This window comes from Rhodococcus sp. Leaf225 (assembly GCF_001426145.1).
In the GTDB taxonomy this organism is placed as follows: Bacteria; Actinomycetota; Actinomycetes; order Mycobacteriales; family Mycobacteriaceae; genus Rhodococcoides.
In genome coordinates, this window is the sequence record NZ_LMRN01000021.1 from 442867 (window position 1) to 467850 (window position 24984).

Consider the following 24984-nt stretch of genomic DNA (forward strand, 5'->3'; position numbering starts at 1 on the left):
CTCAGTCCCGTTCGGGCAGTGGACGTTCGCTGATCGTGGGCCTGCCCAGCGGAAAGCGCACCCGGCGCTTCGCGGTGGAGTAGACCGTGGCGGTCTCGCGGGCCACGGAGTGCCAGTCGAAGTCGGACGTGAGTCGCGCACGTGCCGCGTCACTCCGGGTACGTGCCGCAGCGGGGTCGTCGAGTGTGCGCCGCACCGCCGTCGCCAAGGAGCCGACATCGCCGGGAACGAAGGACATCCCGGTGACGCCGTCGACGACGGCTTCGCCCAGGCCGCCCGCGGTGGAGGCGACGAGCGGTGTGCCGGCCGCGGCGCCCTCGAGGGCGATGATGCCGAAGGGCTCGTATCGACTCGGCAGCACCAGCGCGTCCGCCCGGTGCAGATGCGCGAGAACGCCGTCGTGGCCGAGGGATCCGACGAACGTCACCGCCCGGCGCACCCGGTGCACACGCGCCAGATCGACGAGGTGGTCGAGCTGGGTCCCGTCGCCGACGACGGTGAGCGTGGTGCCGGGGTGCGTCCGTCGGACACGCGGGAGTGCCGCTATCAGATCCTGCACCCCCTTCTCGTACTCCAACCGACCCACGAAGAGCAGGGACGGGGCGCCGGTGCGCGCCGCGCGAGGACGGTACGTCCAGGTCCGGGTGTCGATGCCGTTGCGTATCACGTGGACCGGGGACGGAAGCGGACCGAAGAGGCGGACCACCTCGTCCTCCATTCCCGCGGAACACGTGATGACGGAATCGGATTCGTGCGCCAGCCACCATTCCACGGAGTGCACCTGGCGGTTCACGCGGCCGGAGACCCATCCGCTGTGGCGTCCGGCCTCCGTCGCGTGGATCGTCGAGACCAGCGGGACGTCGTAGTACTCGGCGAGCGCGATCGCCGGGTGCGCCACCAGCCAGTCGTGGGCATGGACGACGTCGGGAACCCACCCCTCGCCGATGCCGGGCTTGGAGAGTGCGAGGCCGGCGCGCACCATCGCGTGACCCATCGCGAGCGTCCACTCCAGCATGTCCACTCCGAAGGTGAAGTGCGCCGGATCCTCGGCCACGGCGACGACGAGCACGCCCTCGGCTACCGAGCTCACGGTGGGGTGGGTCGCCGCGTCGGAACCCGTGGGGCGGCGGGAGAGGACCACCACCTCGTGTCCGGCCGCGGCCAGTTCCACCGCGAGATGGTGGACGTGGCGACCGAGGCCGCCGACCACCACGGGCGGGTACTCCCACGAGATCATCAGGACCTTCACGCCCGCACCTCCCGACCCGTCGGTTGCAGACGCCGCGCATCGAGGTCCGGGAACAGATCGTCCGCCTGGTTCCACCCGGATGCAAGGTCGGCGGCTCGTGCGTGATGCCCGTGCACGCGGGCGTCGGCGATCTCGCGCACCGCGTGAGCGTGCTTGTGGGCGCGGTCGCGGGCGTACTGCGCGGCCGAGTCCTTGCTCACCATGAAGGCCCAGTCGCTCGAGACGGTGAGCATCGTCTCGCGCAGGATCTGGTCCGCGACACGGTCTCGCAGACCGCCGGGGGGTGCCGCGTCGACGGCGTCGAGCGCGGTGGCGGTGATCTCGGCGTTGAGATCGACCAGGTCGCGGACGGGATCGCCCGCCCACACCCGCCAGTCCTTCCCGCTGCCCCAGGAGGTGTCAGGGAGGTCGACGGGGTCACCGACGTAGCCGTCTCGCTTCGCGCCCGCGAGTGTCCCGACGCGGATGCCGGCCTCGGGGAGCGCACGCAGGATGCCGGCCAACCATGCCGGGCCCTCGTGCCACCAGTGTCCGAAGAGCTCGGTGTCGAAGGCGGCGACCACCAGTGCCGGGGACCCGGTGCGCGCGTGTTCGGAGCGCATCCGGCGGCGAACCACGTCGACGAAGTCCTCGACATGCGAGCGGACGGCTGCTGCGGCGCGCTCCGGTTCGTACGGTGCCTTGTCCGGGCCCGCGACGCTTCTGCCGGTGACCCGGGACGGCTTCAGCCCGGTGTCGTGGTCGTAGGTGTGGAAGTCGCGGTACGCGGAATGACCGGGATAACCGGACTTCGGTGACCACACGCGATAGCTGACCGGGAGATCGCGACCGAACGCGACGACGTGGGTGTCGCCGACCGGACGGCCGCACGTCGTGTCTCCGTGCAGAGCCGGGCCGTCGACCATGAAGTGTCCGACGCCCGCGGCGGCGTAGTCGAGTTCCATCCCTGCGGTGAAGGCGCACTCGGGTGCCCAGATGCCCTCGGTGCCGCGGCCCCACCGGCGTACGGCGTCGGCGCGTCCCTCGCGGAGCGCGAACGTCCGCAGTCGTGGGTCGAGCAGAGGTTGGAACGGGTGCATCGACGGCCCACCGAGCAGTTCGACGGCGCCGGAGTCGGCCAGTTCGCGCAGTCGGGGGGCGCCGCCGTGGCGCCAGCGGGTCTCGAACTCGTGCAGAGCGGCAGCCGATCGCCGGTGTTCGCGGTGACCGAGCGCGCGGCGGTCCGGGTCACGGGACCCGGCGGCTTCGGCGGCGCGGAGCTGCCAGTTGCCGAGCCAGTGATGCATCCCGTCGAGGCTGTACGGATCGTCCAGTTGGGCGGCGAGTACCGGGGTGACGCCCAGGGTCAGCAGATCGGTGCGGCCCTCGTCGGCCAGGGTCCGCAGTTCGCGGACCACGGGCAGGTACGAATCTGCCCACGACTGGTAGAGCCACTCCTCCCCGACGGGCCACCGCCCCTGGTGGGCGAGCCACGGGAGATGGGAGTGCAGGACGAGCGCGAACATGCCCGGTTCGTCGGCCGAGGTCGCGCTCGTCACGTGCTGGACGGTTTCCGGGCCACCGCGACGAGATCCAGGCTCTCGTCGATCGCCTCGGCGTGGATGTCGAAGTCGTCGACGGTGATGCCGGCGACGTCGGAGACGAGGGTCGCGGGCCACGGCTCACCGGCGAGCGCGCGGTCGATCTGCGCGTCGATGAACGATCCGCCGTGGGTCGCGTCGAGTTCGCGCAGTCGCTCGCCGTGATGCACTCCGGTCATCGAGTCGATCTCGAATCCCGTGTCGGACAGTAGTTCCCGTAGTTCCGCAGGTGCGAGCTCGCGGGTGTGGAAGGGGTTCAGCGGGGTGTCCCGGCCGGGGGAGAACGTGATGCGGTTGGGAGTGCTGACGAGGAGGACGCCGCCGGGAACCAGAACCCGGAGGCACTCCCGCAGGAACTCGGCCTGGTCCCACAGATGTTCGATCACCTGGAAGTTGACGACGACGTCGACGCTCTCGCCGCGCAGCGGCAGCATCGCGAGGTTGCCTCGGGTCATGGCGACCGACGGGTACCGGCGAGCGACGTGTTCGGCGGCGCTGCGGTCGTAGTCGAGACCGATCACCCGTGTCGCCGTCCGCGCGATCATGTCGGCGCCGTAGCCCTCGCCGGAGCCCGCCTCGAGCACCACTCGGTCGGCGCAGGCCGGTGCGAGACGGCGGTACACGACCTCGTGCCGACGGAACCAGTAGTTCTCCTCGGCGATGCCGGGCACGGTGCGCTCGCCGGTGAGCGGGAGGGGTGTCTCGGTCGACACGGTCGTGTCGGTCGCGGCGTCGTTCATCCGGGCGACAGTAGTTCCCACCTGCCCGGTCGAGCGACGCCGGTCGGCGGTCCGAGGGGCCCCGGGGGGTGATTTATCGGCCCGACAGGAGTAAGTTACCCATCAGTAACCACGAATGGGGTAACGTCCGTGACACGTCGGTTCCGGGGCTTCGGCCCACCGCGCGCAGCGTGAACTCCGAATACGTTTCGGGCCCCGCGCTACGAGATCAAGACCTGATTCACCGAGACAGGACACAGGAGGTCGACGAAGACCCATGACGAACATCGTCGTACTGATCAAGCAGGTTCCCGACACGTGGTCCGAGCGCAAGCTCTCGGACGGCGACTACACGCTCGACCGCGACGCGGCCGATGCCGTGCTCGACGAGATCAACGAGCGCGCCGTGGAGGAGGCACTCCTGATCAAGGAGCGCGACGGCGGCGAGGTCAAGGTTCTCTCGGCAGGACCCGACCGCGCGACCGAGGCCATCCGCAAGGCCCTCTCCATGGGCGCGGACAGTGCTGTGCACGTCAACGATCCGGCCATGCACGGTTCCGACGCCATCCAGACCGCGTGGGCTCTCGCTGCCGCACTCGGCCAGGTGGAGTTCGAGAACGGTGAGGCCGCAGATCTGGTCATCGCCGGCAACGAGGCGACCGACGGCCGCATCGGCGCGGTCCCCGCCATCATCGCCGAGTACCTCGGCATCCCGCAGCTGACCCAGATGCGCAAGCTGGTCGTCGCCGACGGCAAGGTCAGCGGCGAGCGCGAGACCGACGAGGGCATCTTCGGCCTCGAGGCGGATCTCCCCGCGATCGTCAGCGTCACCGAGAAGATCAACGAGCCGCGCTTCCCGTCCTTCAAGGGCATCATGGCCGCCAAGAAGAAGTCGGTGCAGGTCCTCACCCTCGCCGACATCGGCGTCGATCCGGAGACCGTGGGCGTCGCGAACGCGGGCACCACCGTCACCACGGTGACCCCGAAGCCGCCGAAGACCGCTGGTGAGCGCGTGAACGACGAGGGCGACGGCGGAACCAAGGTCGCCGAGTACCTCGTCGCGCAGAAGATCATCTAGATCCCCGTCACCAGCACACATTCGTCTCACTGCAGTACAGGAGAAACACCATGGCAGAGGTACTCGTACTCGTCGAGCACGCAGACGGGGCACTGAAGAAGGTCACCAGCGAGCTCATCACGGCCGCCCGCGTTCTGGGTGAGCCGTCCGCGGTGGTCACGGGAGCGCCGGGCACCACCGACGCGATCGCCGCCGCACTCACCGAGGCCGGCGCCGCGAAGATCTATGTCGCGGAGTCCGCCGACGTCGACGGCTTCCTCGTCACGCCCAAGGTCGACGTGCTGTCGTCCCTGGCCGAGTCGGTCTCGCCCGCCGCGATCCTCACGTCCGGTGGCATCGAGGGCAAGGAGGTGGCGGGTCGTCTCGCCGCTCGCCTCGGTGCCGGACTGCACCAGGACGTCGTGGCGATCAACGCCGACAAGTCCGCCACGTACTCCATCTTCGGTGGCGCGTTCACCGTCGAGGCGAAGACCAACGGCGACGTCCCGGTCATCTCGCTCCGCCCGGGTGCCATCGACGCCGAGCCGCAGGCCGGTGCCGGTGAGCGTGTCGACGTCGAGGTTCCCGCGCAGGAGGAGGCCGTCGTCAAGGTCACCTCGCGTGAGCCCGTCGCCGGCGGCGACCGCCCCGAGCTCACCGAGGCGTCGGTCGTCGTCTCCGGTGGTCGCGGTGTCGGCAGCGCGGACAAGTTCTCCGTCGTCGAGGACCTGGCCGACTCGCTCGGTGCGGCCGTCGGCGCGTCGCGTGCAGCCGTCGACTCGGGCTACTACCCGGGCCAGTTCCAGGTGGGTCAGACGGGCAAGACCGTCTCGCCCCAGCTGTACGTCGCGCTCGGCATCTCCGGTGCGATCCAGCACCGCGCCGGCATGCAGACGTCCAAGACGATCGTCGCCGTCAACAAGGACGAGGAAGCACCGATCTTCGAGATCGCGGACTTCGGCGTCGTGGGCGACCTCTTCGACGTCACGCCTCAGCTCGCCGAGGCAGTGAAGAAGCGCAAGGGCTGATCCCCTCAGCAGTACCCGAGAGCCCCGCTACCGTTCGTCGGTAGCGGGGCTTTCGTCGTTCGTGCACCTTCCGGTCACGTCGTGTTGTGAGTGCCGTCGAGTGGGCTCGATAGATCTATGTGCCATGACATCAGATGTGTGCGACTCGGCACCGACCGTCATCACCCCGTCCTCGGCCGACGAGCACGTGCTCGTCTCCGACAAGCACCACTCACTCGTTCTCGGATCCACCCCGGAACACGTGCTCGCGGCGCAGCGGTTGCGCGCCACCGTGTTCGGCTCGGAAGCGGGGTACGAGTCGACCACTTTCGACGGCGGCCTCGACGCCGACCGCTTCGACGACCACTGCGATCACCTGCTCGTCGTCGACAACCGCACCGGCGATCGTGTCGGCTGCTACCGCATGCTCACGCCGGACGGTGCGGAGCGCGCCGGCGGGTACTACACGGCGACGGAGTTCGACATCAGCGAACTGCGTGCACACGAGTTGCGGACGGTCGAGATGGGTCGTGCATGCGTCCTGGAGGGCCATCGATCCGGCTCGGTGCTGGCGCTGATGTGGTCCGGGATCCTCCGGTACATCGACCTCGGTGGCTACGACCGGGTGATGGGCTGTGTGTCGGTCCCCATGGCACTCGGCGACGGGGAGCCGGACGGCGCGCACGTCAAGGGCGTGTACGACCTCGTCGAGAAGCGGCACCGCTCCGAGGTCCGCGCGTATCCCCGGACCCCCGTGCGCGTCGACGGTGTCGCCCTCGCCGACATGACGGCGCCCGCCCGCACCTCGGTGCCGGCCCTGATGCGCGGCTATCTGCGCATGGGCGCCTCGATCTGCGGGGAGCCGGCCCACGATCCCGATTTCGGCGTCGCGGACTTCGTCACCCTCCTGCACATGAAGGACGCCAACGTCCGCTATCTCGACCGGCTCCGCTCGGCCGCGGCGACCGCGGAGTCGCACGCGTGACGACACACGCCTGGATGCCCGCCAGCCCGTGCGGGACGGGGTGCCATCCGGCGGTCTCGGCGACCGTGGGCACCGCACGCGTGGTGGTGCGCTGCGTCCTGGTGGCGGTGCTGCTCGCCGTGGTCCCGCTCCTGCTGGCGGGCCGGGTGTTGCCGGCGGGCGGTCGACGCGCCACCGCACGTGCCGGAGCCAGGGGACTCCTCGGCGCGCTCGGTGTCCGGGTGACTCTGGTCGGCGACCGCACGGCCGAGCCCACCGGCGTCGGAACGCTCGTCGTCGCCAATCACGTGTCCTGGACGGACGTCCTGGTGCTGGCAGCCTGTTTCCCGTGCCGCTTCGTCGCCCGCGCGGACCTCGTGGACTGGCCCGTCCTGGGTCTGCTCGCACGCATCGTGCGGGTCGTCCCCATCGCCCGTGAGCGACTCCGCTCCCTGCCCGGCACCGTCGACGAGGTGACCGAGGCCTTGCGATCGGGAGCCACGGTGGTCGTCTTCCCCGAGGGCACCACCTGGTGCGGAACCGCCTACGGATCGTTCCGTCCCGCCCTGTTCCAGGCGGCCATCGACGCCGGTGCGGTGGTGCGGCCGATCGCAGTCACTTACCGCGACGTCGACCACCGTCCGACGACGGCCACCGCCTTCGTGGGCGACGAGACCATCGGCGAGTCGATGTCGAGGATCCTGCGGCTCAAGGGCGTCCGTGCCGCCGTGCGGGTGTGCGAGGACATCGCGCCCATCGACGATCGTCGACTGCTGGCGCGCAGCGCGGAGTTGGCCGTGCGCCGACACCAGGACGAGAGGGCAGTTCCGCCCCTGCGCGTCACCCGCACGCGACTGCCGCGCCGGGATCGGCTCGCCCAGCCGGTCCGCCCCGGTGAGTACGCCGGAACCGTCGTGCGGGCGAGCTGACGCACGGCAGTTCGGGCGTGCTCGCGCGGGGGAGAGGCGGGGTCCGCGACCGGTTATCCTGGACCACGTCATGCCACAGCCCCCACGTGTGCCCGGAACGCCGGTGTACCTCGATCATGCCGCGACCACTCCGATGGTCCCCGCGGCGATCGAGGCGATGACGGAGATCCATCGGACCGTGGGAAACGCGTCGTCCCTGCACGGATCGGGGCGCACGGCCCGCCGCCGCATCGAGGAGTCGCGGGAGTCCATCGCCGCGGCGCTGGGCGCTCGTCCGTCCGAGGTCATCTTCACCTCCGGCGGCACCGAGAGCGACAATCTGGCGGTCAAGGGTATCTTCTGGGCACGCCGAGCGCGTGATCCTCGTCGCGTCCGCGTGATCACCAGCTCGGTCGAGCATCACGCCGTGCTCGATGCCGTGGAGTGGCTCGAACGTCACGAGGGCGCCGCGGTGTCCTGGTTGCCGGTCGAGGCCGACGGCCGCGTCCTCCCGTCGACGCTGCGCCGAGAACTCGAGCTGCACGCCGACGAGGTCGCCGTCGTGTCGATCATGTGGGCGAACAACGAGGTGGGCACCATCATGGCGATCCGCGAACTCGCTGCCATCGCGGCCGAGTTCGACGTGCCCATGCACAGCGACGCGGTCCAGGTGGCCGGTGTCCGTGAGCTCGACTTCGCGTCCAGTGGTCTCTCCGCGCTGTCCATCGCGGCACACAAGTTCGGCGGACCCCAGGGCGTCGGCGCGCTGCTGCTCGGACGCTCGGTGCCCTGCGAATCACTGCTGCACGGAGGCGGTCAGGAACGCGACGTCCGGTCCGGGACGCCCGACACGGCAGGTGCCGTGGGCATGGCGGCCGCCCTCGACGTCGCCGTCGCCGGACGGGCCGACACCGAGGCGCGGCTCGTGGCGTTGCGCGAGCGTGTCATCGAGGGTGTCCTCGACGCGGTGCCCGGCGCGTCGGTCAACGGTGCCCGCGGCGCGGACAGACTTCCCGGCAACGTGCACGTCACGTTCCCCGGATGCGAGGGCGATTCACTGTTGATGTTGCTCGACGCCTCCGGTGTCGAGTGTTCGACGGGATCCGCGTGCACGGCGGGTGTCGCGCGGGCGAGTCATGTGCTGCTGGCGATGGGCGTCGATGCGGCCGATGCCCGCGGATCACTGCGGTTCTCCTTGGGCCACACCAGCACCGACGCCGATGTCGACGCACTGCTCGAGGTCCTGCCGCGCGTCGTCGAACGTGCGCGGGCCGCCGGCATGGCGTCCAGTTCGAGATGACGAGAACGTCGAGACGAGAAGAGTGGTGACATGAGAGTTCTGGCAGCGATGAGCGGCGGCGTCGATTCCGCCGTGGCGGCGGCGCGTGCCGTCGATGCCGGCCACGAGGTGGTCGGGGTGCACCTGGCGCTGTCCACCGCTCCCGGCGCTCTGCGCACCGGGTCGCGCGGGTGCTGCTCCAAGGAGGACGCCGGGGACGCGCGCCGCGCCGCGGACGTGCTCGGGATCCCGTTCTACGTCTGGGATTTCGCGGATCGGTTCAAGGAGGACGTGATCGACGACTTCGTCGCGTCCTACGCCGCAGGCGAGACCCCGAACCCGTGCCTGCGCTGCAACGAGAAGATCAAGTTCGCGGCGCTCGCCGATCGGGCCGAGGCGCTCGGTTTCGACGCGGTCGCCACCGGCCACTACGCCCGGCTCGAGGACGGCGTGCTGCGTCGTGCGGTCGATGCCGACAAGGACCAGTCCTACGTGCTGGGCGTCCTCACCGCGCGCCAGCTGTCCCGTGCCCTGTTCCCGATCGGGGACACCCCGAAGGCGGAGGTGCGTGACGAGGCCGCCCGCCGCGGTCTCGCCGTCGCGGACAAGCCCGACAGTCACGACATCTGCTTCATCCCGTCCGGCGACACCCGGGCGTTCCTCGGCGCCCGTATCGGCGTGCGCCCCGGATCGGTGGTCGACGCGGACTCCGGCGCGGTGCTCGCCGAGCACGACGGTGTGCACGGGTTCACCGTCGGCCAGCGCAAGGGCCTGGGCGTCGAGGGACCGGCCGCCGACGGCAAGCCGCGGTACGTCACCTCCATCGAGCCCGAGACCGGGACCGTCCGGGTCGGCTCGGCGAGCCGCCTCGACGTGTACGGCATCGATGCGAGCACACCCGTCTGGACGTCCGGCACGCCGCCCGAGGGCGACGTGGACTGCGTCGTCCAGGTCCGGGCACACGGCGGACTCGCGGACGCCGTCGCTCGTGTCGACGGCGACACCCTGCGCATCGGTCTGCGGTCCCCGCTCACCGGAGTCGCACGTGGTCAGGCAGCCGTGCTGTACCGCCCCGACCCGGCAGGCGACATCGTGGTCGGCAGCGGCACCATCGCGGGAACCTCCGCCGAGTCGCCACTCACCGCGTCCGCTCGCCCGTGACGGATCCTGCTGCCGCTCTGGCAGGCGTGGCGACGGGCGTCGGCTCGTGGCCGGGAACGGACATCGCGAACGCCGTCACGACGGTGATCGGCGAGCTCCCCGACCTGCCGCACGTCGTGGAACTCCCGGCGCGAGGTCTCGGCGCCGACATGATCGGGCGCACCGGCGTGCTGCTGGTCGACATCGAGATCGATGCGGCCACCAGCGGATACCGCGTGAGCCGACGGCCGAGTACGACGAGCCGCCGGGCCCGCGACTTCCTGACGGAGGACCTCGACGTTCTCGAGGAGCAGTGGGAACTGGCCGGGCTGCGCGGATCCGGCCGCGCCGTCAAGGTGCAGGCCGCGGGCCCGCTGACGATGGCCGCGGACATCGAGCTGGCCTTCGGTCACCGCGCCTTGACCGACCGCGGTGCGGTGCGCGACATCGCCGGGTCGTTGGCCGAGGGAGTGGCCGCGCACGCCGACGAGGTCGCGAGGCGGCTCGGCGCCGAGGTGGTCGTCCAGTTCGACGAACCTCGCATCGCGGCCGTGCTGGCCGGTCGCCTGCAGGGCGTGACGAGCCTCGAGCAGATCGCCGCGGTGCCGGCGCCGGAGGTGGCCGACCTGCTGGGCTCGGTGGTGCAGCGGGTGAACCGACCCGTGATCGTGCACACGTGCTCCGCCGACGTCCCGTTCGAGGTCTTCGGACGCAGCGGGGTGCACGGCGTCTCGTTCGATCTGTCCCTGCTGCCCACGTCGCGGTACGACGCGGTCGGCGATTACCTGGAGAGCGGCGGTGTCGCCGTCCTGGGGGTGGTGCCGGGAACCGACCCGGAGAAGTACCCGGCGTGGCGCGAGAGTGCGGCGCCCGCAGTGGAACTGATGGATCGGTTGGGCTTCCCGAGGCGGTACCTCGCCGAGCGCGTCGCCGTCTCACCCACGTGTGGGTTGTCCGGCGCGAGCCTGCCGTGGGCCCGGCACGCTCTGACGGTGCTGCGCGACGTCCGCGCTGCTTTCACCGAGGATCCCGACGCGCTGTGACACCGGCCTTCGTCACCGGGAACGGTGTCGGAGCGCTCCGATAGTCTGCGATCGTGGACGAGATCGAGACACCGCCGGACCTGGTCCCGGCCTCACCCGAGCAGAAGCAGGAGTGGGACGCGCTGGCCGAGGAGGTCCGCGGTCACCAGTTCCGGTACTACGTGCGGGACGCGCCGATCATCTCGGACGGGCAGTTCGACGAGTTGCTGAAGCGCCTGCAGGCGATGGAGGAGGAGCATCCGGATCTCCGGACGCCCGACTCGCCGACGCAGCTCGTCGGTGGCGGCTTCGAGACGGACTTCACGGCTGTCGACCACCTCGAGCGAATGTTGTCCCTGGACAACGTGTTCGACGCGGACGAGCTGCGTGCCTGGGCTCGCAGGGTCGAGGTGGAGGCGGGGGAGAACCTGCACTACCTCTGCGAGGTCAAGATCGACGGTGTCGCGCTCAATCTCGTGTACGAGAACGGCCGACTGGTGCGCGCCGCCACCCGCGGTGACGGACGCACCGGGGAGGACGTGACGCTCAACGCGCGCACCATCGACGACATCCCCGAGGTGCTCACCCCGTCGGACGGGTTCCCGGTCCCGACGCTGCTCGAGGTGCGGGGCGAGGTGTTCTTCCGGCTCGAGGACTTCCAGGCGCTCAACGCCTCTCTCGTCGAGCAGGGCAAGCCGCCGTTCGCCAACCCGCGCAACTCCGCCGCGGGGTCGCTGCGGCAGAAGAACCCCGCGGTCACCTCGCGGCGGCGGCTCGGCATGATCTGTCACGGGTTCGGCCGGATGGAGGGCTTCGCCCCCGCCGCCCAGTCCGTCGCGTACGACGCGCTCGCCGCCTGGGGTCTGCCGGTCTCGACTCACACCGCACTGGTGCAGGGCGTGGACGCGGTGGTCGAACGCATGGAGTACTGGGGAGAGAACCGGCACTCGGTCGAGCACGAGATCGACGGCCTCGTGGTGAAGGTCGACGAGATGGCGTTGCACCGCCGACTCGGATCCACGTCCCGCGCACCCCGCTGGGCCATCGCCTTCAAGTATCCGCCGGAGGAGGCGACCACGACGTTGCTCGACATCCGGGTCAACGTCGGTCGCACCGGGCGAGTGACGCCGTTCGCGTTCATGGAGCCGGTACTCGTGGCGGGGTCGACGGTGTCCCTGGCGACGTTGCACAACGCGTCCGAGGTCGTGCGCAAGGGCGTGCTGATCGGTGACACCGTGGTCATCCGCAAGGCGGGCGAGGTGATCCCGGAGGTGCTCGGTCCGGTGGTCGACGCGCGCACCGGGGACGAGCGGGAGTTCGTCATGCCGACGCACTGCCCCGAGTGCGGAACCGAGCTCGCACCGGCCAAGGAGGGCGACGCCGACATCCGCTGCCCCAACTCGCGCTCGTGCCCGGCACAGTTGCGGGAGCGGGTCTTTCACGTCGCGGGCCGTGGTGCATTCGACATCGAGGTGTTGGGGTACGAGGCCGCGACGGCGCTGCTGTCCGCACAGGTGATCGAGGACGAGGGCGATCTGTTCGATCTCACCGAGGACCAGCTCACCCGGACGGATCTCTTCCGAACCAAGGCGGGAGCGCTGTCCGCGAACGGTCGGCGATTGCTGGACAACCTGGGGCGAGCCAAGGATCAGCCGCTGTGGCGGGTGCTCGTCGGATTGTCGATCCGCCATGTCGGGCCGACCGCCGCCCGCGCCCTCGCCGCCCGCTTCGGGTCGCTCGAGGCCATCCGGGCGGCGACTGAGGAGGAACTGGCCGCCGCCGACGGGGTGGGCCCCACCATCGCCCGCGCAGTCGTCGAGTGGTTCGACGTCGACTGGCACCGCGCCATCGTGGAGAAGTGGTCGGCGGCGGGCGTGCGCATGGAGGACGAACGCGACGAGAGTATCGAGCGCACGCTCGACGGTCTGTCGATCGTCGTCACCGGATCGCTCGCCACGTTCACGCGTGACGACGCGAAGGAGGCGATCCTGGCCCGCGGCGGCAAGGCGGCCTCGTCGGTGTCGAAGAAGACGGCGTTCGTGGTCGTCGGCGACGCGCCCGGATCCAAGCACGACAAGGCGCTCGAACTCGGTGTTCCGGTGCTCGACGAGGACGGGTTCCGCACGCTGCTCGGCGAGGGGCCCGACGCGGCCCGCGCGCTGGTCGCCGGGGCGGACTCAGCCGAGGACGGTGGCGACGATGCCGGCCAGGTAGCCGAGCCGGGCGATCTCTGACGGTCGGAAGTCCGGTCCGCCGGGTCGTCCGAGCACCAGCACGGTGCCCGACGATCCGAGTGGCGCCGCGGCCAGTGTGGTGTCCATGTCCTTCCACGACTGCGGAACCCATGCTCCGGTCGGGTCGAGGACTGCCGGCTTCTCGAGGGGCATCCACGGCATGTCGTCGGCCCGCGACTCGGGCGCCCCGGAGCTGCCGACGATGACGGCCGGACCGTGATCCGACATGCCCACCACGGTGCTCCATCCGACGCGCAAGACCCGCGGCGCACCGTCCACGAGCACCTGCAGACGGTCGTCGTGCGCCGTGGCCACCTGATCGATGAGCTCGAGCTCGCGGTGTGTGTCCAGGATGCCGGCGTAGGGACGGATGGAGTCCACGCGGACGTCGGTGAGCTTCTCGGCCGCGGTGATGAGTGTGTCGGGGAGGGCGCCCGGCGCGACGTCCACCACCAGATCGTCCACCGCGAATCCGGCTCCGCGTTCGATGACGTCGAGCGACAGGATGTCGGCCCCCACCGAACCCAGGGCGACGGCGAGCGACCCGAGACTGCCCGGACGGTCGGGCAACTGGACCCGCAGGAGATACGACACGCCGACATCCTCGCACTCGACGCCGTCTCCATCGAGTCGCACGCGGCCCACGGGAAGGTGGAGGACGGCGGGGCTCGCCGTCCCTCGCCGCGACGCGAGGCCGTGACGGTGGGGTGGTCGCCACGAACTAGGCTGCTCGGCATGCGTTACGAATCGAAGGGGGCCTGACGGACGTGTCTGCCATATCCCGCGACGAGGTCGCCCACCTCGCACGACTGTCCCGGCTCGCGCTCGAGGAGCACGAACTCGATGCGTTCGCCGGTCAGCTCGACGCCATTCTGGGCCACGTGAAGGCGGTGTCGGAGGTCGACGTCTCGGACGTCGACGCCACAGCGAGTCCGCTCGCTGTGACCAACGTCACCCGGCCAGACGTCATCGTCCCGGGTCTCGGCCCGGACAGTGCCCTCGCCGAGGCGCCCGCGTCCGAACAGAGCCGCTTCGCGGTGCCGCGCATCCTGGGAGAAGAGTGATGACCGCCGCCGAGCAGACCGATCTGATCCGGTCCACCGCGTCCGACCTGGCCGCGAAGATCCGCACCCGCGAGGTCTCCGCCGTGGAGGTCACTCGCGCCCACCTCGATCGCATCGCCGAGGTCGACGGAACGCTGCACGCCTTCCTGCACGTCGCGGGGGACGAGGCGGTCGCCGCCGCCCAGCGCGTCGACGACGCGTTGGACGCGGGTGAGACGCCCGCGTCGGAGTTGGCCGGCGTCCCGTTGGCGCTGAAGGACGTGTTCACCACCACGGACATGCCCACCACCGCCGGCTCGAAGATCCTCGAGGGATGGGTCTCGCCGTACGACGCCACGGTCACCGCGAGGCTGCGTGCCGCGGGAATCCCGTTGCTGGGCAAGACCAACATGGACGAGTTCGCGATGGGGTCGTCCACCGAGAACAGCGCGTACGGACCCACCCTGAACCCGTGGGACACCACTCGGGTGCCGGGTGGATCGGGCGGCGGTTCGGCCGCGGCGCTCGCCTCGTTCCAGGCACCGTTGGCCATCGGTACCGACACCGGTGGCTCGATCCGGCAACCGGCCGCCGTCACCGGAACCGTCGGGTGCAAGCCGACGTACGGCGGCGTCTCCCGGTACGGGCTCATCGCCTGCGCCTCCTCCCTGGATCAGGGCGGTCCCTGCGGGCGGACGGTGCTCGACACCGCGCTGCTGCACCAGGTCATCGCCGGACACGACCCCCGCGACTCGACGTCGGTCGACGCGGCGGTGCCGGACGTCGTCGCGGCCGCGCGCCGCGGCGCGGGTGGAGATCTGACGGGCGTGCGCGTCGGCGTCGTCAAGGAACTGCACTCGGACGCATATCAGCCGGGGGTCATCTCCTCCTTCGACGCCGCCGTCGAGGTGCTCACCTCGCTGGGCGCCGAGGTGGTGGAGGTGTCGTGCCCCAACTTCGATCACGCCCTCGCCGCGTACTACCTCATCCTCCCGTCGGAGGTGTCGTCCAACCTCGCCCGCTTCGACGCGATGCGCTACGGACTGCGGGTCGGTGACGACGGAACGCACAGTGCCGATCAGGTCATGGCGATGTCGCGTGCCGCCGGGTTCGGCCCGGAGGTCAAGCGCCGCATCATGATCGGGACGTATGCGCTGTCCGCAGGCTACTACGACGCGTACTACGGCCAGGCTCTGAAGATCCGGACGCTCATCGCCCGGGACTTCGATCGTGCCTACGAGAAGGTGGACGTCCTGGTGTCGCCCACCACCCCGTCGACGGCGTTCGCGCTGGGCGAGAAGGTCGACGACCCCATCGCCATGTACCTGTACGACCTCTGCACCCTGCCGACCAACCTGGCCGGTCACCCGGCCATGTCGGTGCCGTCCGGTCTCGCGGACGGTCTCCCGGTCGGGCTGCAGATCATGGCTCCGGCGATGGCGGACGATCGCCTCTACCGGGTCGGTGCGGCGTACGAAGCCGCACGGGGAGAGTTTCCCCAGCCGTCCGCGATCTGATCCGACCGTGCCTCCGCGCGCCGGAGGTAGCAAGATGGTGACGAGCATCGTGCGCGGCGACCCCGCGTCGACACCCGCGAACGAGAGGCACCGACCCATGCGTATCGGAGTACTTACCGGCGGCGGCGACTGCCCGGGACTCAACGCGGTCATCAGGGCCGTCGTACGCACGGCGGACGCCCGCTACGGGTCATCGGTGGTCGGATTCCTCGACGGCTGGCGCGGCCTGCTCGAGGACCGTCGTATCCAACTGCGCAACGACGATCGCAACGATCGACTGCTCACCAAGGGCGGCACCATCCTGGGGACCGCACGCGTCAATCCCGAGAAGCTGCGGGCGGGGCTCGACCAGATCAAGCAGACGATGGACGACAACGGCATCGACGTGCTCATCCCCATCGGCGGCGAGGGCACGTTGACCGCCGGACACTGGCTGTCGCAGGAGGGCGTGCCCGTCATCGGGGTTCCCAAGACCATCGACAACGACATCGACTGCACCGACGTCACGTTCGGTTTCGACACGGCACTCACCATCGCCACCGACGCGATCGATCGGCTGCACAGCACCGCCGAGTCCCACCAGCGCGTCATGCTCGTCGAGGTGATGGGGCGGCACGCCGGCTGGATCGCGCTGCACTCCGGCCTCGCGTCCGGCGCGCACATGACACTGATCCCCGAGCAGCCCTTCGACGTCCAGGAGGTGTGCGATCTGGTGAAGAAGCGGTTCCAGCGCGGGGACTCCCACTTCATCTGCGTCGTCGCCGAGGGAGCGACGCCCAAGGAGGGGTCGATGGAGATCCGCGACGGAGGAATCGACGAGTTCGGCCACGTCCGGTTCACCGGTGTCGCACAGCAATTGGGCGTCGAGATCGAACGCCGCATCAACAAGGAGGTCCGCACCACGGTGCTGGGCCACGTGCAGCGCGGCGGCAAGCCCACTCCGTACGACCGCGTCCTCGCCACCCGTTTCGGCGTCAACGCCGTCGACGCCGTGCACGCGGGGGAGAAGGGCAAGATGGTCTCCCTCCAGGGCGCCGAGATCGGCCTGGTGGACCTCGAGGAGGCCGTCCGCCAGCTCAAGCGGGTTCCCGAGAGTCGCTACCTGGACGCGGCCGCCTTCTTCGGCTGACACCGAGGGGGTTCGGCCCACCGGTCCGCAGTAAACTCGGCACCATGACTGCTGCCACCTCATCGCACTCGACGAGCCTGATGGATTACGACGAGGTGATCTCCCGGTACGACCCCGTGCTGGGCATGGAGGTGCACGTCGAGCTCGGTACCGCCACCAAGATGTTCTGTGGGTGCCCCACCGAGTTCGGTGCCGAGCCCAACACCCAGGTGTGTCCGGTGTGCCTCGGCCTGCCGGGTGCGCTGCCGGTGGTCAACGCGGCTGCCGTCGAGTCCGCCATCCGGATCGGCCTCGCGCTGAACTGCTCCATCACGCCGTGGGGTCGGTTCGCGCGGAAGAACTACTTCTACCCGGACCAGCCGAAGAACTACCAGATCTCGCAGTACGACGAGCCGATCGCCACCGAGGGCTATCTCGACGTGGTGCTCGACGACGGGTCCACGTGGCGGGTCGACATCGAGCGCGCCCACATGGAGGAGGACACCGGCAAGTCGTTGCACGTCGGCGGCGCCACCGGTCGCATCGACGGAGCGAGTCACTCACTGCTGGACTACAACCGGGCCGGTGTGCCTCTCGTCGAGATCGTCACCAAGACCATCGAGGGCGCCGGCGACCGCGCGCCCGAGGTGGCCCGCGCCTACGTCACGGCGCTGCGGGAACTGATCCGCGAGCTCGGCGTGTCCGACGTGCGGATGGACCAGGGCTCGCTCCGGTGCGATGCCAACGTCTCGCTGATGGAGAAGGGCGCCACCGAGTTCGGCACCCGGACCGAGACCAAGAACGTCAACTCCCTCAAGAGCGTCGAGGTCGCCGTCCGCTACGAGATGCGCCGTCAGGCAGCAGTTCTCGCGGAGGGCGGCGAGATCGTGCAGGAGACGCGGCACTTCCAGGAGGCCGACGGCAGCACGGCGCCCGGTCGCAAGAAAGAGACCGCGGAGGACTACCGCTACTTCCCGGAGCCCGATCTCGAGCCGGTCGCCCCGGACGCCGCCTGGGTCGAGGAACTGCGCGCCACCATTCCCGAGGCGCCGTGGATCACCCGCTCTCGCATCCAGAAGGAGTGGGGCTGGTCCGATCTCGTCATGCGCGACGTCGTGAACGCCGATGCGCTCGGCCTCATCACCGCGACCGTCGACGCCGGTGCGACACCCGACGCCGCCCGCAGCTGGTGGGTGGCGTACCTGTCGCAGCAGGCCAACACCCGCGGCGTCGACCTCGCGGACCTGGCGATCACCCCGGTTCAGGTGGCCCGCGTCGCCGCGCTGGTCGCCGACCGCACACTCACCAACGCCAACGCCCGCAAGGTGGTCGACGGTGTCCTCGATGGTGAGGGTGACCCCGACGCCGTCGTCGAGGCACGCGGACTCGCTGTCGTGCAAGACGATTCGGCGCTCGAGACGGCCGTGTCCGAGGCGCTCGCGGCCAACCCCTCCGTCGCGGAGAAGATCCGCGGCGGCAAGGTGCAGGCCGCCGGCGCCATCGTCGGTGCCGTCATGAAGGCGACCAAGGGCCAGGCCGACCCCGCGCGAGTCAAGGAACTCGTCATCGCCGCCTGCAGCTAGAGAGTCCGACCGACCGACCGGCCTCCCCGCCGACCGACCGACCGGCCTCCGGCCTTCCCGCTAGTCGCTCCCGCCGCCGCCGGCCGGCACCGGCACGATGACCACTCGGTCGTCCGTCGGCACCGGCTGGCCGCCGTCCTTGTTCACGGTGGTCACCCACACCTGGCCCTGAGCGCCGAGCGACGCACCACGCAGGCGGCCGTACCGGTCCTGTGCGGTGAGGGTCGGCGGCGTCGTCACCGCGTTGGTGTCCGGGTCCACGGGAACCAGTGCCAGCGCACGGGCACCGGACATCGACACGGCCACCGAGCCGGGTGCGGCCGCGCATCCGCCGACGCCCGGCTTGTCCGGCCACGTCCACACGGGACTGACGACGGCACCCTCGGGCGTGATGCGGGACAGCCGGTCCTCGGTGGCCGTCGCATCGGTCACCCAGGTGCTGCCCGTGGCGTCGATGCAGACGTCGCCGGCGCGGCCGATGCCGCTCATGACGACGCGGGGAGCCGAGGTGGAGTCGACACGCGGGTCGGTGACGGCCAGAACCTTGCCTGCGAGCGACGCCGGGTTCGCCGCAGCGGCGGGATCGCCCCCGTCGCCGGTGATCACCCGGAGTTCGTCGGGTGACGAGAAATCGAGGGCACCCGAGCTGGTGGTCCCGCGGGGGATGCCGGCGAGCACGGTCTTCGGGACGTCTCCCGCCGCGATGCGTACCACGCGGTTGTCGGTCGCCGTCGTGATGTACGCGTAGAGGAGGCGGTCCTCGTCGTAGGTGGGGGACAGCGTGATGTCGAGCAGTCCGCCGTCGCCGTCGCCGTCGACCGGGACGGTCACGACGGGTCGGGGTGCCTGGCCCGGAGCCACCTGGAAGATGGTGCCGGTGCGACGCTCGCCGACCAGGGCCGATGCCCCGCCGGGGAGGACGACGAGGCCGGACAGGGTGTCGAGACAGGTCGCGACCACGTTGGGATCCGGATCCACGCAGGGCCCGGTGGCCGGTGACGGCGCGGGCGGCGTGCTGGAACCCGGCGCTCCCGGCTCCACCGGTTCGATGTCGGCAGCGCCGAACGTGGGTTCGGGGGAGAACTCCGTCGAGGCGGAGTCGTCGAAGCGTGCGCATCCCGCGGAGGCCGTGACGATCGCCATCACCGCCGCGCCGAGCACGAACGATCGCCGGGCCGCGCGCCGAGTCCCACCCACTGTCATGAGATCCCACGGTACGGGTCGCGCCTGCGCCGGGAACGGGCCCGCCGCATCTACGCTGATGCACGTGAGTGAGAAGTCCGATGACACAGGCCGTTCCCCGTCCGGTTACGAGCCGGCGGCGAGTCCCTACGACCAGCCGACCGAGCGGATAGGCGGGGGCAGCGGAGCACAGCTCCCGCGCACCGACGACGAACTCGACGCCGACCGGTCGCGTACCGCGCATCCCACCGAGAAGCTCACCGGCTACCCCGGTGACACGACGACGGCGAGTCGCACCGAACCGGCCTACGACGACAGCGCGACGCGCGCGATCCCGGTGGCAGGAACCGACCGCACGGCGACCCCGGCCGAGGTGCGGCCCGAGGTGGTCCCGGAGCGTCGCGGCACGCTCGATCTCGGACTGCTGATCCTGCGCGTGAGCGTCGGCGCGATCGTGCTTGTGCACGGTCTGCAGAAGCTCACGGGATGGTTCGACGGTCCCGGGCTCTCGGGCTTCCAGGAGATCGTCGCCGGGTCCGGCTACGACCAGGCACGTCTGCTGTCCATTCTCGGTGCGGTCGGCGAGGTCGCCGGCGGTGCGCTGCTGATCCTCGGCCTGGCCACGCCTCTCGCGGGTGCCGCAGTCCTCGCCGTCATGATCAACGCCTGGCTCGTGCGTCAGGTCGGCGAGCCGGGGTTGCAGTTCTTCGCCCCTGCAGGTGTCGAGTACGAGACGCTGCTGGTGCTGGCGTCGGCGTCCATCATCCTCACGGGCCCCGGACGGATCGCCGTGGACGGCGGACGTGGATGGGCGCGCCGCCCCTTCATCGGGTCGTTCCTCGCGTTGGCCATCGGCATCGGCGGTGCTGCAGCGCTGTGGATCTTCCTGAACGGCGCCGACCCCTTCGCCTGATCCGTGCGTCACCGTCCACAACTCGGCCGGATCGACGGGATTCCGTCGATCCGGCCGAGTTGTGGTCGTTCAGGCCCGCGGTTCGGCCTCGTCCTGCTCGACGGCGGACTCGGCCTCGACCGGCTCGTCCTGAGCGGGCTCCTCGACCGGCGACGGATCCGGCACCGCGCCGCCGCTCGCCGCGGACAGAAGCGGGAGCTTGTCGACGGTCACGCCCGGCATCCGGACGGTCGAGCCGTCCTCGAGGGTCGCCTTGCCCCACCCGAGCTTCGGGAACAGCAGTCCCGTCACGGACGACCACGGCACCGTGGTGGAACGGAACGCCCTGCGCGAGACGAACCGCTCCGGAGTGACGGTGGTCCGGACGCGGATGATCCAGTACCCCAGCAGGACCGGGAGCGCGAGCATCCACCCGAAGAGCTCCGGCGCCCCGACCACGGGGAACGTGACCCCGAACAGGAACAGCGCCACGCCGGACAGCGCCAGGGCCGGGATGCGGAACACCGTGGGGGCCGCGGGGGAGGCGTCGGAAGTGGGGCTCTCGGTATGGGAGACTGTCACCGGTGGTTCGGACTGCTGCGAAGACGACACCCCTCCATCTTCGCACTGCATAACGCCATCCCACATAATGGGACAACGAGTTCGGTAAGTTTGACTGGCACCGCATCACGCGCCTAACGTCACACGCGTGAAGCGTGAAGAGTTCCTCGTAATCGGCAGGCGCGTCGTCGCCTGAGCCGAAACGTCTTCACGCTCAGCCACGACGCGCCACCCTCGTACAGCATCTGCTGGCGAGGGTTTTTTCTTGCCCGGATGAAGTTCTAAGGAAGCACCAGTGAGCGCACCCACCGCCCGGCCCGGCCCGGCACCACGCAAGGCTCCGCCCGCCGCCGATCGTCCCACTCCGTCCGCGACGCCGCAGCGTCGTCCCCTCGCGCCCGAGCGCGTGACCGGAGCGAAGTCCGTCGTCCGCGCACTCGAGGAGCTCGAGGTCGACGTCGTCTTCGGCATTCCCGGTGGTGCCGTACTTCCCGTCTACGATCCGCTGCTCGACTCGGCGAAGGTCCGGCACGTGCTGGTGCGACACGAGCAGGGTGCCGGCCACGCCGCCACCGGCTACGCGCAGGCCACCGGCCGCGTCGGCGTGTGCATCGCGACGTCCGGTCCCGGCGCCACCAACCTGGTGACGCCGCTGGCCGACGCGCAGATGGACTCCGTCCCGGTCGTCGCCATCACCGGACAGGTCGGCCGCGCGCTGATCGGTACCGACGCCTTCCAGGAAGCCGACATCTCGGGCATCACGATGCCCGTCACCAAGCACAACTTCCTCATCACCGACCCGCTCGACATCCCGCGCATGATCGCCGAGGCCTTCTACCTGGCGTCCTCCGGACGACCGGGCGCGGTGCTCGTCGACATCCCGAAGGACGTCCTGCAGGCGCAGACCACCTTCTCGTGGCCGCCGGAGATGAAGCTGCCGGGCTACCGCCCGGTGACGAAGCCGCACGGCAAGCAGGTGCGTGAGGCCGCGCGGCTCATCGCGGCAGCGAAGAAGCCGGTGCTGTACTGCGGCGGCGGCATCATCAAGTCGAACTCGTCGCCCGAGCTCCTCGAGCTGGCGGAGCTCACCGGCATCCCCGTCGTGACGACGCTGATGGCGCGGGGCGTCTTCCCGGACAGCCACGACCTGAACCTCGGCATGCCCGGCATGCACGGAACGGTCGCCGCGGTCGCCGCACTGCAGAAGAGCGATCTGCTCATCACGCTCGGCGCTCGTTTCGACGACCGCGTGACCGGGCAGCTCGACTCGTTCGCCCCCGAGGCGAAGGTGGTCCACGCCGACATCGATCCTGCGGAGATCGGCAAGAACCGGTTCGCCGACGTGCCGATCGTGGGTGACTGCCGCGAGGTCATCGTCGAGCTGATCGAGGCGATCCGCGCGGACCAGGCCACCGGCACCGCGCTGGATCTCGCCGACTGGTGGACCTACCTCGACAACGTGCGGCGCACCTACCCGCTGAGCTACGACCGTCCGTCGGACGGTGCGATGTCGCCCGAGTTCGTGATCCAGTCGATCGGCAAGTTCGCCGGACCCGACGCGATCTACTGCGCCGGGGTCGGACAGCACCAGATGTGGGCCGCTCAGTTCATCAGTTACGAGAAGCCGCGGACGTGGCTCAACTCGGGTGGACTCGGCACGATGGGCTACGCGGTCCCGGCCGCGATGGGCGCCAAGATGGGTCTGCCCGACACCGAGGTCTGGGCCATCGACGGTGACGGCTGCTTCCAGATGACCAACCAGGAGCTCGCGACCTGTGCGGTCGAGGGCATCCCGATCAAGGTCGCCGTCATCAACAACGGCAACCTCGGCATGGTGCGGCAGTGGCAGACGCTCTTCTACGAGGAGCGCTACTCCAACACCGAGCTCGGCACGCACGGCGCCGTCCGCATCCCCGACTTCCTCAAGCTCGCCGAGGCGCTGGGATGCGTCGGACTGCGGTGCGAGCGTGAGGAGGACGTCGACGCGGTGATCGCGCAGGCGCGTGCGATCAACGATCGCCCGGTCGTCATCGACTTCATCGTTGGCAAGGACGCCCAGGTGTGGCCGATGGTCGCTGCGGGCACCGGCAACTCCGAGATCATGGCCGCCCGCGGCATCCGTCCGCTGTTCGACAACGACGAGGAAGCGGCGCAGGAGCCCGGCTCGGTCGGCGACGTCACCGAGGCGGCCCAGGGCGCGAATTCGAAAGGCATCGACCTGTGAGCACCAGTCACACCCTGAGCGTGCTCGTCGAGGACAAGCCGGGCGTGCTCGCACGCGTGGCGTCGCTGTTCTCGCGCCGCGGATTCAACATCGCCTCCCTCGCGGTGGGCGGCACCGAGGTTCCCGAGATCTCGCGCATGACCATCGTCGTCACGGTCGACGAGTTCCCGCTCGAGCAGGTGACGAAGCAGCTGAACAAGCTCGTCAACGTCATCAAGATCGTCGAGCAGGAAGCCGACTCGTCGGTCGCTCGTGAGCTCGTGCTCATCAAGGTCCGCGCCGACGCGAGCGTGCGGAGCGAGGTCATCGAGACGGTGAACCTGTTCCGCGCCAAGGTCATCGACGTCTCGCCGGAGGCAGTCACCGTCGAGGCGACCGGTACCCGCTCGAAGCTCGAGGCGTTGCTCCGGATGCTCGACCCGTACGGTGTTCGCGAGATCGTCCAGTCCGGCGTCGTCGCGGTGGGTCGTGGACCGAAGTCCATCACCGCGTCCCGCTAGTCACCCAACCCAGTAGTTTCGATTACCCGGTCACATACGACCGGGACAGATGTAGGAGGAAACCACAGTGGCAGTCGAGATGTTCTACGACGACGATGCCGATCTCTCGATCATCCAGGGCCGCAAGGTCGCTGTGATCGGATACGGAAGCCAGGGCCATGCGCACTCGCTCAGCCTGCGCGACTCGGGCGTCGACGTCCGTATCGGTCTGAAGGAAGGCTCCAAGTCGCGTGACAAGGCTGCCGAGCAGGGCCTCGGCGTGGGCACGCCGGCGGAGGTCTCCGAGTGGGCCGACGTCATCATGCTGCTCGCTCCGGACACCGCCCAGGCGCAGATCTTCAAGGACGACATCGAGCCCAACCTCAAGGACGGCGACGCGCTGTTCTTCGGCCACGGCCTGAACATCCACTTCAAGCTCATCGAGGCCCCGGCCAACATCACCGTCGGCATGGTCGCCCCCAAGGGACCCGGCCACCTCGTACGCCGTCAGTTCGTCGACGGCAAGGGTGTTCCCGCCCTCATCGCCGTCGACCAGGATCCGAAGGGTGAGGGCCAGGCTCTCGCGCTGTCCTACGCCCGCGGCATCGGCGGCACGCGTGCCGGGGTCATCAAGACCACGTTCAAGGAAGAGACCGAGACCGACCTCTTCGGTGAGCAGGCCGTGCTGTGCGGCGGTACCGAGGAGCTGGTGAAGACCGGCTTCGAGGTCATGGTCGAGGCCGGCTACGCGCCCGAGATGGCGTACTTCGAGGTGCTGCACGAGCTCAAGCTCATCGTCGACCTCATGTACGAGGGCGGCATCGCGCGCATGAACTACTCGGTGTCCGACACCGCGGAGTTCGGTGGCTACCTCTCCGGGCCGCGCGTCATCGACGCCGGCACCAAGGAGCGCATGAAGGCGATCCTGGCCGACATCCAGTCGGGCGAGTTCACCAAGCGCCTCGTGGCCAACGTCGAGAACGGCAACACCGAGCTCGAGGGCCTGCGCAAGCAGAACGCCGAGCACCCCATCGAGGTCACCGGCAAGAAGCTGCGCGACCTCATGAGCTGGGTCGACCGTCCCATCACCGAGACGGCCTGACTCTCGCATTCCTGACACGGGGCACCCGCGGTCGAGTTCCTCGACCTCGGGTGCCCTGCGTCGGGTCGCGGCTCGGCCACTAGGCTGACGCCCGCACGAATCCGGAACCACACCTCTTCTCCGTCACCTGATCA

The 24984-nt window shown here is 69.8% G+C and carries 22 protein-coding genes; 16 read left to right on the forward strand and 6 right to left on the reverse strand.

What is annotated here, in order from left to right; genetic code table 11:
* Nucleotide 1: 1 nt before the first annotated feature.
* The 3 genes from ASG69_RS17200 to ASG69_RS17210 are packed head-to-tail and all read right to left on the reverse strand — an operon-like array spanning nucleotide 2 to nucleotide 3569.
* Nucleotides 2-1249, reverse strand: a complete 1248-nt coding sequence (locus tag ASG69_RS17200) for a glycosyltransferase family 4 protein (protein WP_056445492.1) — start codon at nucleotides 1247-1249, stop codon at nucleotides 2-4.
* Nucleotides 1246-2754: a 1,4-alpha-glucan branching protein domain-containing protein gene (locus tag ASG69_RS17205; protein WP_200933849.1), complete on the reverse strand. Its 1509-nt coding sequence runs from the start codon at nucleotides 2752-2754 to the stop codon at nucleotides 1246-1248. Before ASG69_RS17205 ends, ASG69_RS17200 begins: the two co-directional genes overlap by 4 nt.
* A gap of 29 nt (nucleotides 2755-2783) precedes the next feature.
* A complete protein-coding gene (locus ASG69_RS17210; protein WP_056445486.1) occupies nucleotides 2784-3569 on the reverse strand; it encodes a class I SAM-dependent methyltransferase in 786 nt (261 codons plus the stop codon).
* Between the two features lie 256 nt (nucleotides 3570-3825).
* Between ASG69_RS17210 and ASG69_RS17215 the strand changes: the two genes are divergently transcribed.
* The 8 genes from ASG69_RS17215 to ligA all read left to right on the forward strand — a co-directional run bounded on the left by ASG69_RS17215 (nucleotide 3826) and on the right by ligA (nucleotide 13159).
* A complete protein-coding gene (locus ASG69_RS17215) occupies nucleotides 3826-4626 on the forward strand; it encodes an electron transfer flavoprotein subunit beta/FixA family protein (RefSeq protein WP_056445483.1) in 801 nt (266 codons plus the stop codon).
* A 50-nt stretch (nucleotides 4627-4676) separates the two neighbouring features.
* Nucleotides 4677-5633, forward strand: coding sequence for an electron transfer flavoprotein subunit alpha/FixB family protein (locus ASG69_RS17220; protein ID WP_027507028.1), 957 nt, complete (start codon nucleotides 4677-4679; stop codon nucleotides 5631-5633).
* A 124-nt stretch (nucleotides 5634-5757) separates the two neighbouring features.
* Complete coding sequence (locus ASG69_RS17225; RefSeq protein WP_056445480.1) at nucleotides 5758-6597, forward strand: GNAT family N-acetyltransferase; 840 nt, start codon at nucleotides 5758-5760, stop codon at nucleotides 6595-6597.
* Nucleotides 6594-7505, forward strand: coding sequence for a lysophospholipid acyltransferase family protein (locus tag ASG69_RS17230; protein ID WP_156380554.1), 912 nt, complete (start codon nucleotides 6594-6596; stop codon nucleotides 7503-7505). The genes ASG69_RS17225 and ASG69_RS17230 overlap by 4 nt, the downstream gene beginning before the upstream one ends.
* Before the next feature lie 70 nt (nucleotides 7506-7575).
* Complete coding sequence (locus ASG69_RS17235; protein ID WP_056445477.1) at nucleotides 7576-8784, forward strand: cysteine desulfurase family protein; 1209 nt, start codon at nucleotides 7576-7578, stop codon at nucleotides 8782-8784.
* 30 nt (nucleotides 8785-8814) lie between these two features.
* Entirely contained in the window at nucleotides 8815-9924 is a 1110-nt protein-coding gene (mnmA, locus tag ASG69_RS17240; RefSeq protein ID WP_056445474.1) for a tRNA 2-thiouridine(34) synthase MnmA, read from the forward strand.
* Nucleotides 9921-10946 carry a methionine synthase gene (locus ASG69_RS17245; protein WP_056445471.1) on the forward strand — a complete coding sequence of 342 codons (1026 nt, stop codon included), beginning with the start codon at nucleotides 9921-9923 and terminating at the stop codon, nucleotides 10944-10946. The genes mnmA and ASG69_RS17245 overlap by 4 nt, the downstream gene beginning before the upstream one ends.
* A gap of 62 nt (nucleotides 10947-11008) precedes the next feature.
* Nucleotides 11009-13159, forward strand: coding sequence for an NAD-dependent DNA ligase LigA (ligA, locus tag ASG69_RS17250; RefSeq protein ID WP_056446203.1), 2151 nt, complete (start codon nucleotides 11009-11011; stop codon nucleotides 13157-13159).
* On the opposite strand, the gene ASG69_RS17255 is transcribed toward ligA, so the two are convergent.
* Nucleotides 13103-13753: an amino acid-binding protein gene (locus ASG69_RS17255; RefSeq protein ID WP_027507022.1), complete on the reverse strand. Its 651-nt coding sequence runs from the start codon at nucleotides 13751-13753 to the stop codon at nucleotides 13103-13105. The two genes, ligA and ASG69_RS17255, sit on opposite strands and share 57 nt — an antisense overlap.
* A gap of 173 nt (nucleotides 13754-13926) precedes the next feature.
* Here ASG69_RS17255 and gatC point away from each other — a divergent pair, with 173 nt between their 5' ends.
* From gatC to gatB, 4 genes are all read left to right on the forward strand, one after another.
* Nucleotides 13927-14223 carry an Asp-tRNA(Asn)/Glu-tRNA(Gln) amidotransferase subunit GatC gene (gatC, locus tag ASG69_RS17260; RefSeq protein ID WP_027507021.1) on the forward strand — a complete coding sequence of 99 codons (297 nt, stop codon included), beginning with the start codon at nucleotides 13927-13929 and terminating at the stop codon, nucleotides 14221-14223.
* Nucleotides 14223-15719 carry an Asp-tRNA(Asn)/Glu-tRNA(Gln) amidotransferase subunit GatA gene (gene gatA, locus ASG69_RS17265; RefSeq protein ID WP_056445468.1) on the forward strand — a complete coding sequence of 499 codons (1497 nt, stop codon included), beginning with the start codon at nucleotides 14223-14225 and terminating at the stop codon, nucleotides 15717-15719. The genes gatC and gatA overlap by 1 nt, the downstream gene beginning before the upstream one ends.
* 97 nt (nucleotides 15720-15816) lie before the next feature.
* Nucleotides 15817-16848 (forward strand): ATP-dependent 6-phosphofructokinase, encoded by a 1032-nt coding sequence (locus tag ASG69_RS17270; protein ID WP_027507019.1) that lies wholly within the window; start codon nucleotides 15817-15819, stop codon nucleotides 16846-16848.
* Between the two features lie 44 nt (nucleotides 16849-16892).
* Entirely contained in the window at nucleotides 16893-18410 is a 1518-nt protein-coding gene (gene gatB, locus ASG69_RS17275) for an Asp-tRNA(Asn)/Glu-tRNA(Gln) amidotransferase subunit GatB (protein WP_056445465.1), read from the forward strand.
* 60 nt (nucleotides 18411-18470) lie between these two features.
* Here gatB and ASG69_RS17280 read toward each other — a convergent pair whose 3' ends face one another.
* The gene (locus ASG69_RS17280; protein WP_027507017.1) at nucleotides 18471-19613 is read right to left on the reverse strand and encodes a PQQ-dependent sugar dehydrogenase; all 1143 of its coding nucleotides are present in this window, start codon (nucleotides 19611-19613) and stop codon (nucleotides 18471-18473) included.
* A 58-nt stretch (nucleotides 19614-19671) separates the two neighbouring features.
* On the opposite strand from ASG69_RS17280, the gene ASG69_RS17285 reads away from it, so the two are divergent.
* Nucleotides 19672-20505, forward strand: a complete 834-nt coding sequence (locus tag ASG69_RS17285; protein ID WP_197027855.1) for a DoxX family protein — start codon at nucleotides 19672-19674, stop codon at nucleotides 20503-20505.
* Between the two features lie 69 nt (nucleotides 20506-20574).
* Here ASG69_RS17285 and ASG69_RS17290 read toward each other — a convergent pair whose 3' ends face one another.
* On the reverse strand, nucleotides 20575-21066 hold the full coding sequence (locus ASG69_RS17290; protein ID WP_162246770.1) for a PH domain-containing protein: 492 nt from the start codon (nucleotides 21064-21066) through the stop codon (nucleotides 20575-20577).
* A 274-nt stretch (nucleotides 21067-21340) separates the two neighbouring features.
* Between ASG69_RS17290 and ASG69_RS17295 the strand changes: the two genes are divergently transcribed.
* The 3 genes from ASG69_RS17295 (at nucleotide 21341) to ilvC (ending at nucleotide 24850) form a co-directional block, all read left to right on the forward strand.
* Nucleotides 21341-23269 carry an acetolactate synthase large subunit gene (locus ASG69_RS17295; RefSeq protein WP_051613648.1) on the forward strand — a complete coding sequence of 643 codons (1929 nt, stop codon included), beginning with the start codon at nucleotides 21341-21343 and terminating at the stop codon, nucleotides 23267-23269.
* Complete coding sequence (gene ilvN / locus ASG69_RS17300; RefSeq protein ID WP_027507015.1) at nucleotides 23266-23769, forward strand: acetolactate synthase small subunit; 504 nt, start codon at nucleotides 23266-23268, stop codon at nucleotides 23767-23769. The genes ASG69_RS17295 and ilvN overlap by 4 nt, the downstream gene beginning before the upstream one ends.
* A gap of 79 nt (nucleotides 23770-23848) precedes the next feature.
* Complete coding sequence (ilvC, locus tag ASG69_RS17305) at nucleotides 23849-24850, forward strand: ketol-acid reductoisomerase (protein ID WP_027507014.1); 1002 nt, start codon at nucleotides 23849-23851, stop codon at nucleotides 24848-24850.
* The last annotated feature ends 134 nt before the right edge of the window (nucleotides 24851-24984 follow it).

Bases quoted from the DNA above. Each gene is read 5' to 3' on its own strand.
- ASG69_RS17205 (WP_200933849.1), bottom strand. From the start codon at position 2,754: ATGTTCGCGCTCGTCCTGCACTCCCATCTCCCGTGGCTCGCCCACCAG.
- ASG69_RS17270 (WP_027507019.1), top strand. From the start codon at position 15,817: ATGCGTATCGGAGTACTTACCGGCGGCGGCGACTGCCCGGGACTCAAC.
- ASG69_RS17220 (WP_027507028.1), top strand. From the start codon at position 4,677: ATGGCAGAGGTACTCGTACTCGTCGAGCACGCAGACGGGGCACTGAAG.
- ASG69_RS17210 (WP_056445486.1), bottom strand. From the start codon at position 3,569: ATGAACGACGCCGCGACCGACACGACCGTGTCGACCGAGACACCCCTC.
- ASG69_RS17285 (WP_197027855.1), top strand. From the start codon at position 19,672: ATGCACGTGAGTGAGAAGTCCGATGACACAGGCCGTTCCCCGTCCGGT.
- gatA (WP_056445468.1), top strand. From the start codon at position 14,223: ATGACCGCCGCCGAGCAGACCGATCTGATCCGGTCCACCGCGTCCGAC.
- ilvC (WP_027507014.1), top strand. From the start codon at position 23,849: ATGTTCTACGACGACGATGCCGATCTCTCGATCATCCAGGGCCGCAAG.
- gatB (WP_056445465.1), top strand. From the start codon at position 16,893: ATGACTGCTGCCACCTCATCGCACTCGACGAGCCTGATGGATTACGAC.
- ASG69_RS17225 (WP_056445480.1), top strand. From the start codon at position 5,758: ATGACATCAGATGTGTGCGACTCGGCACCGACCGTCATCACCCCGTCC.
- ASG69_RS17235 (WP_056445477.1), top strand. From the start codon at position 7,576: ATGCCACAGCCCCCACGTGTGCCCGGAACGCCGGTGTACCTCGATCAT.
- ASG69_RS17215 (WP_056445483.1), top strand. From the start codon at position 3,826: ATGACGAACATCGTCGTACTGATCAAGCAGGTTCCCGACACGTGGTCC.
- ASG69_RS17280 (WP_027507017.1), bottom strand. From the start codon at position 19,613: ATGACAGTGGGTGGGACTCGGCGCGCGGCCCGGCGATCGTTCGTGCTC.
- mnmA (WP_056445474.1), top strand. From the start codon at position 8,815: ATGAGAGTTCTGGCAGCGATGAGCGGCGGCGTCGATTCCGCCGTGGCG.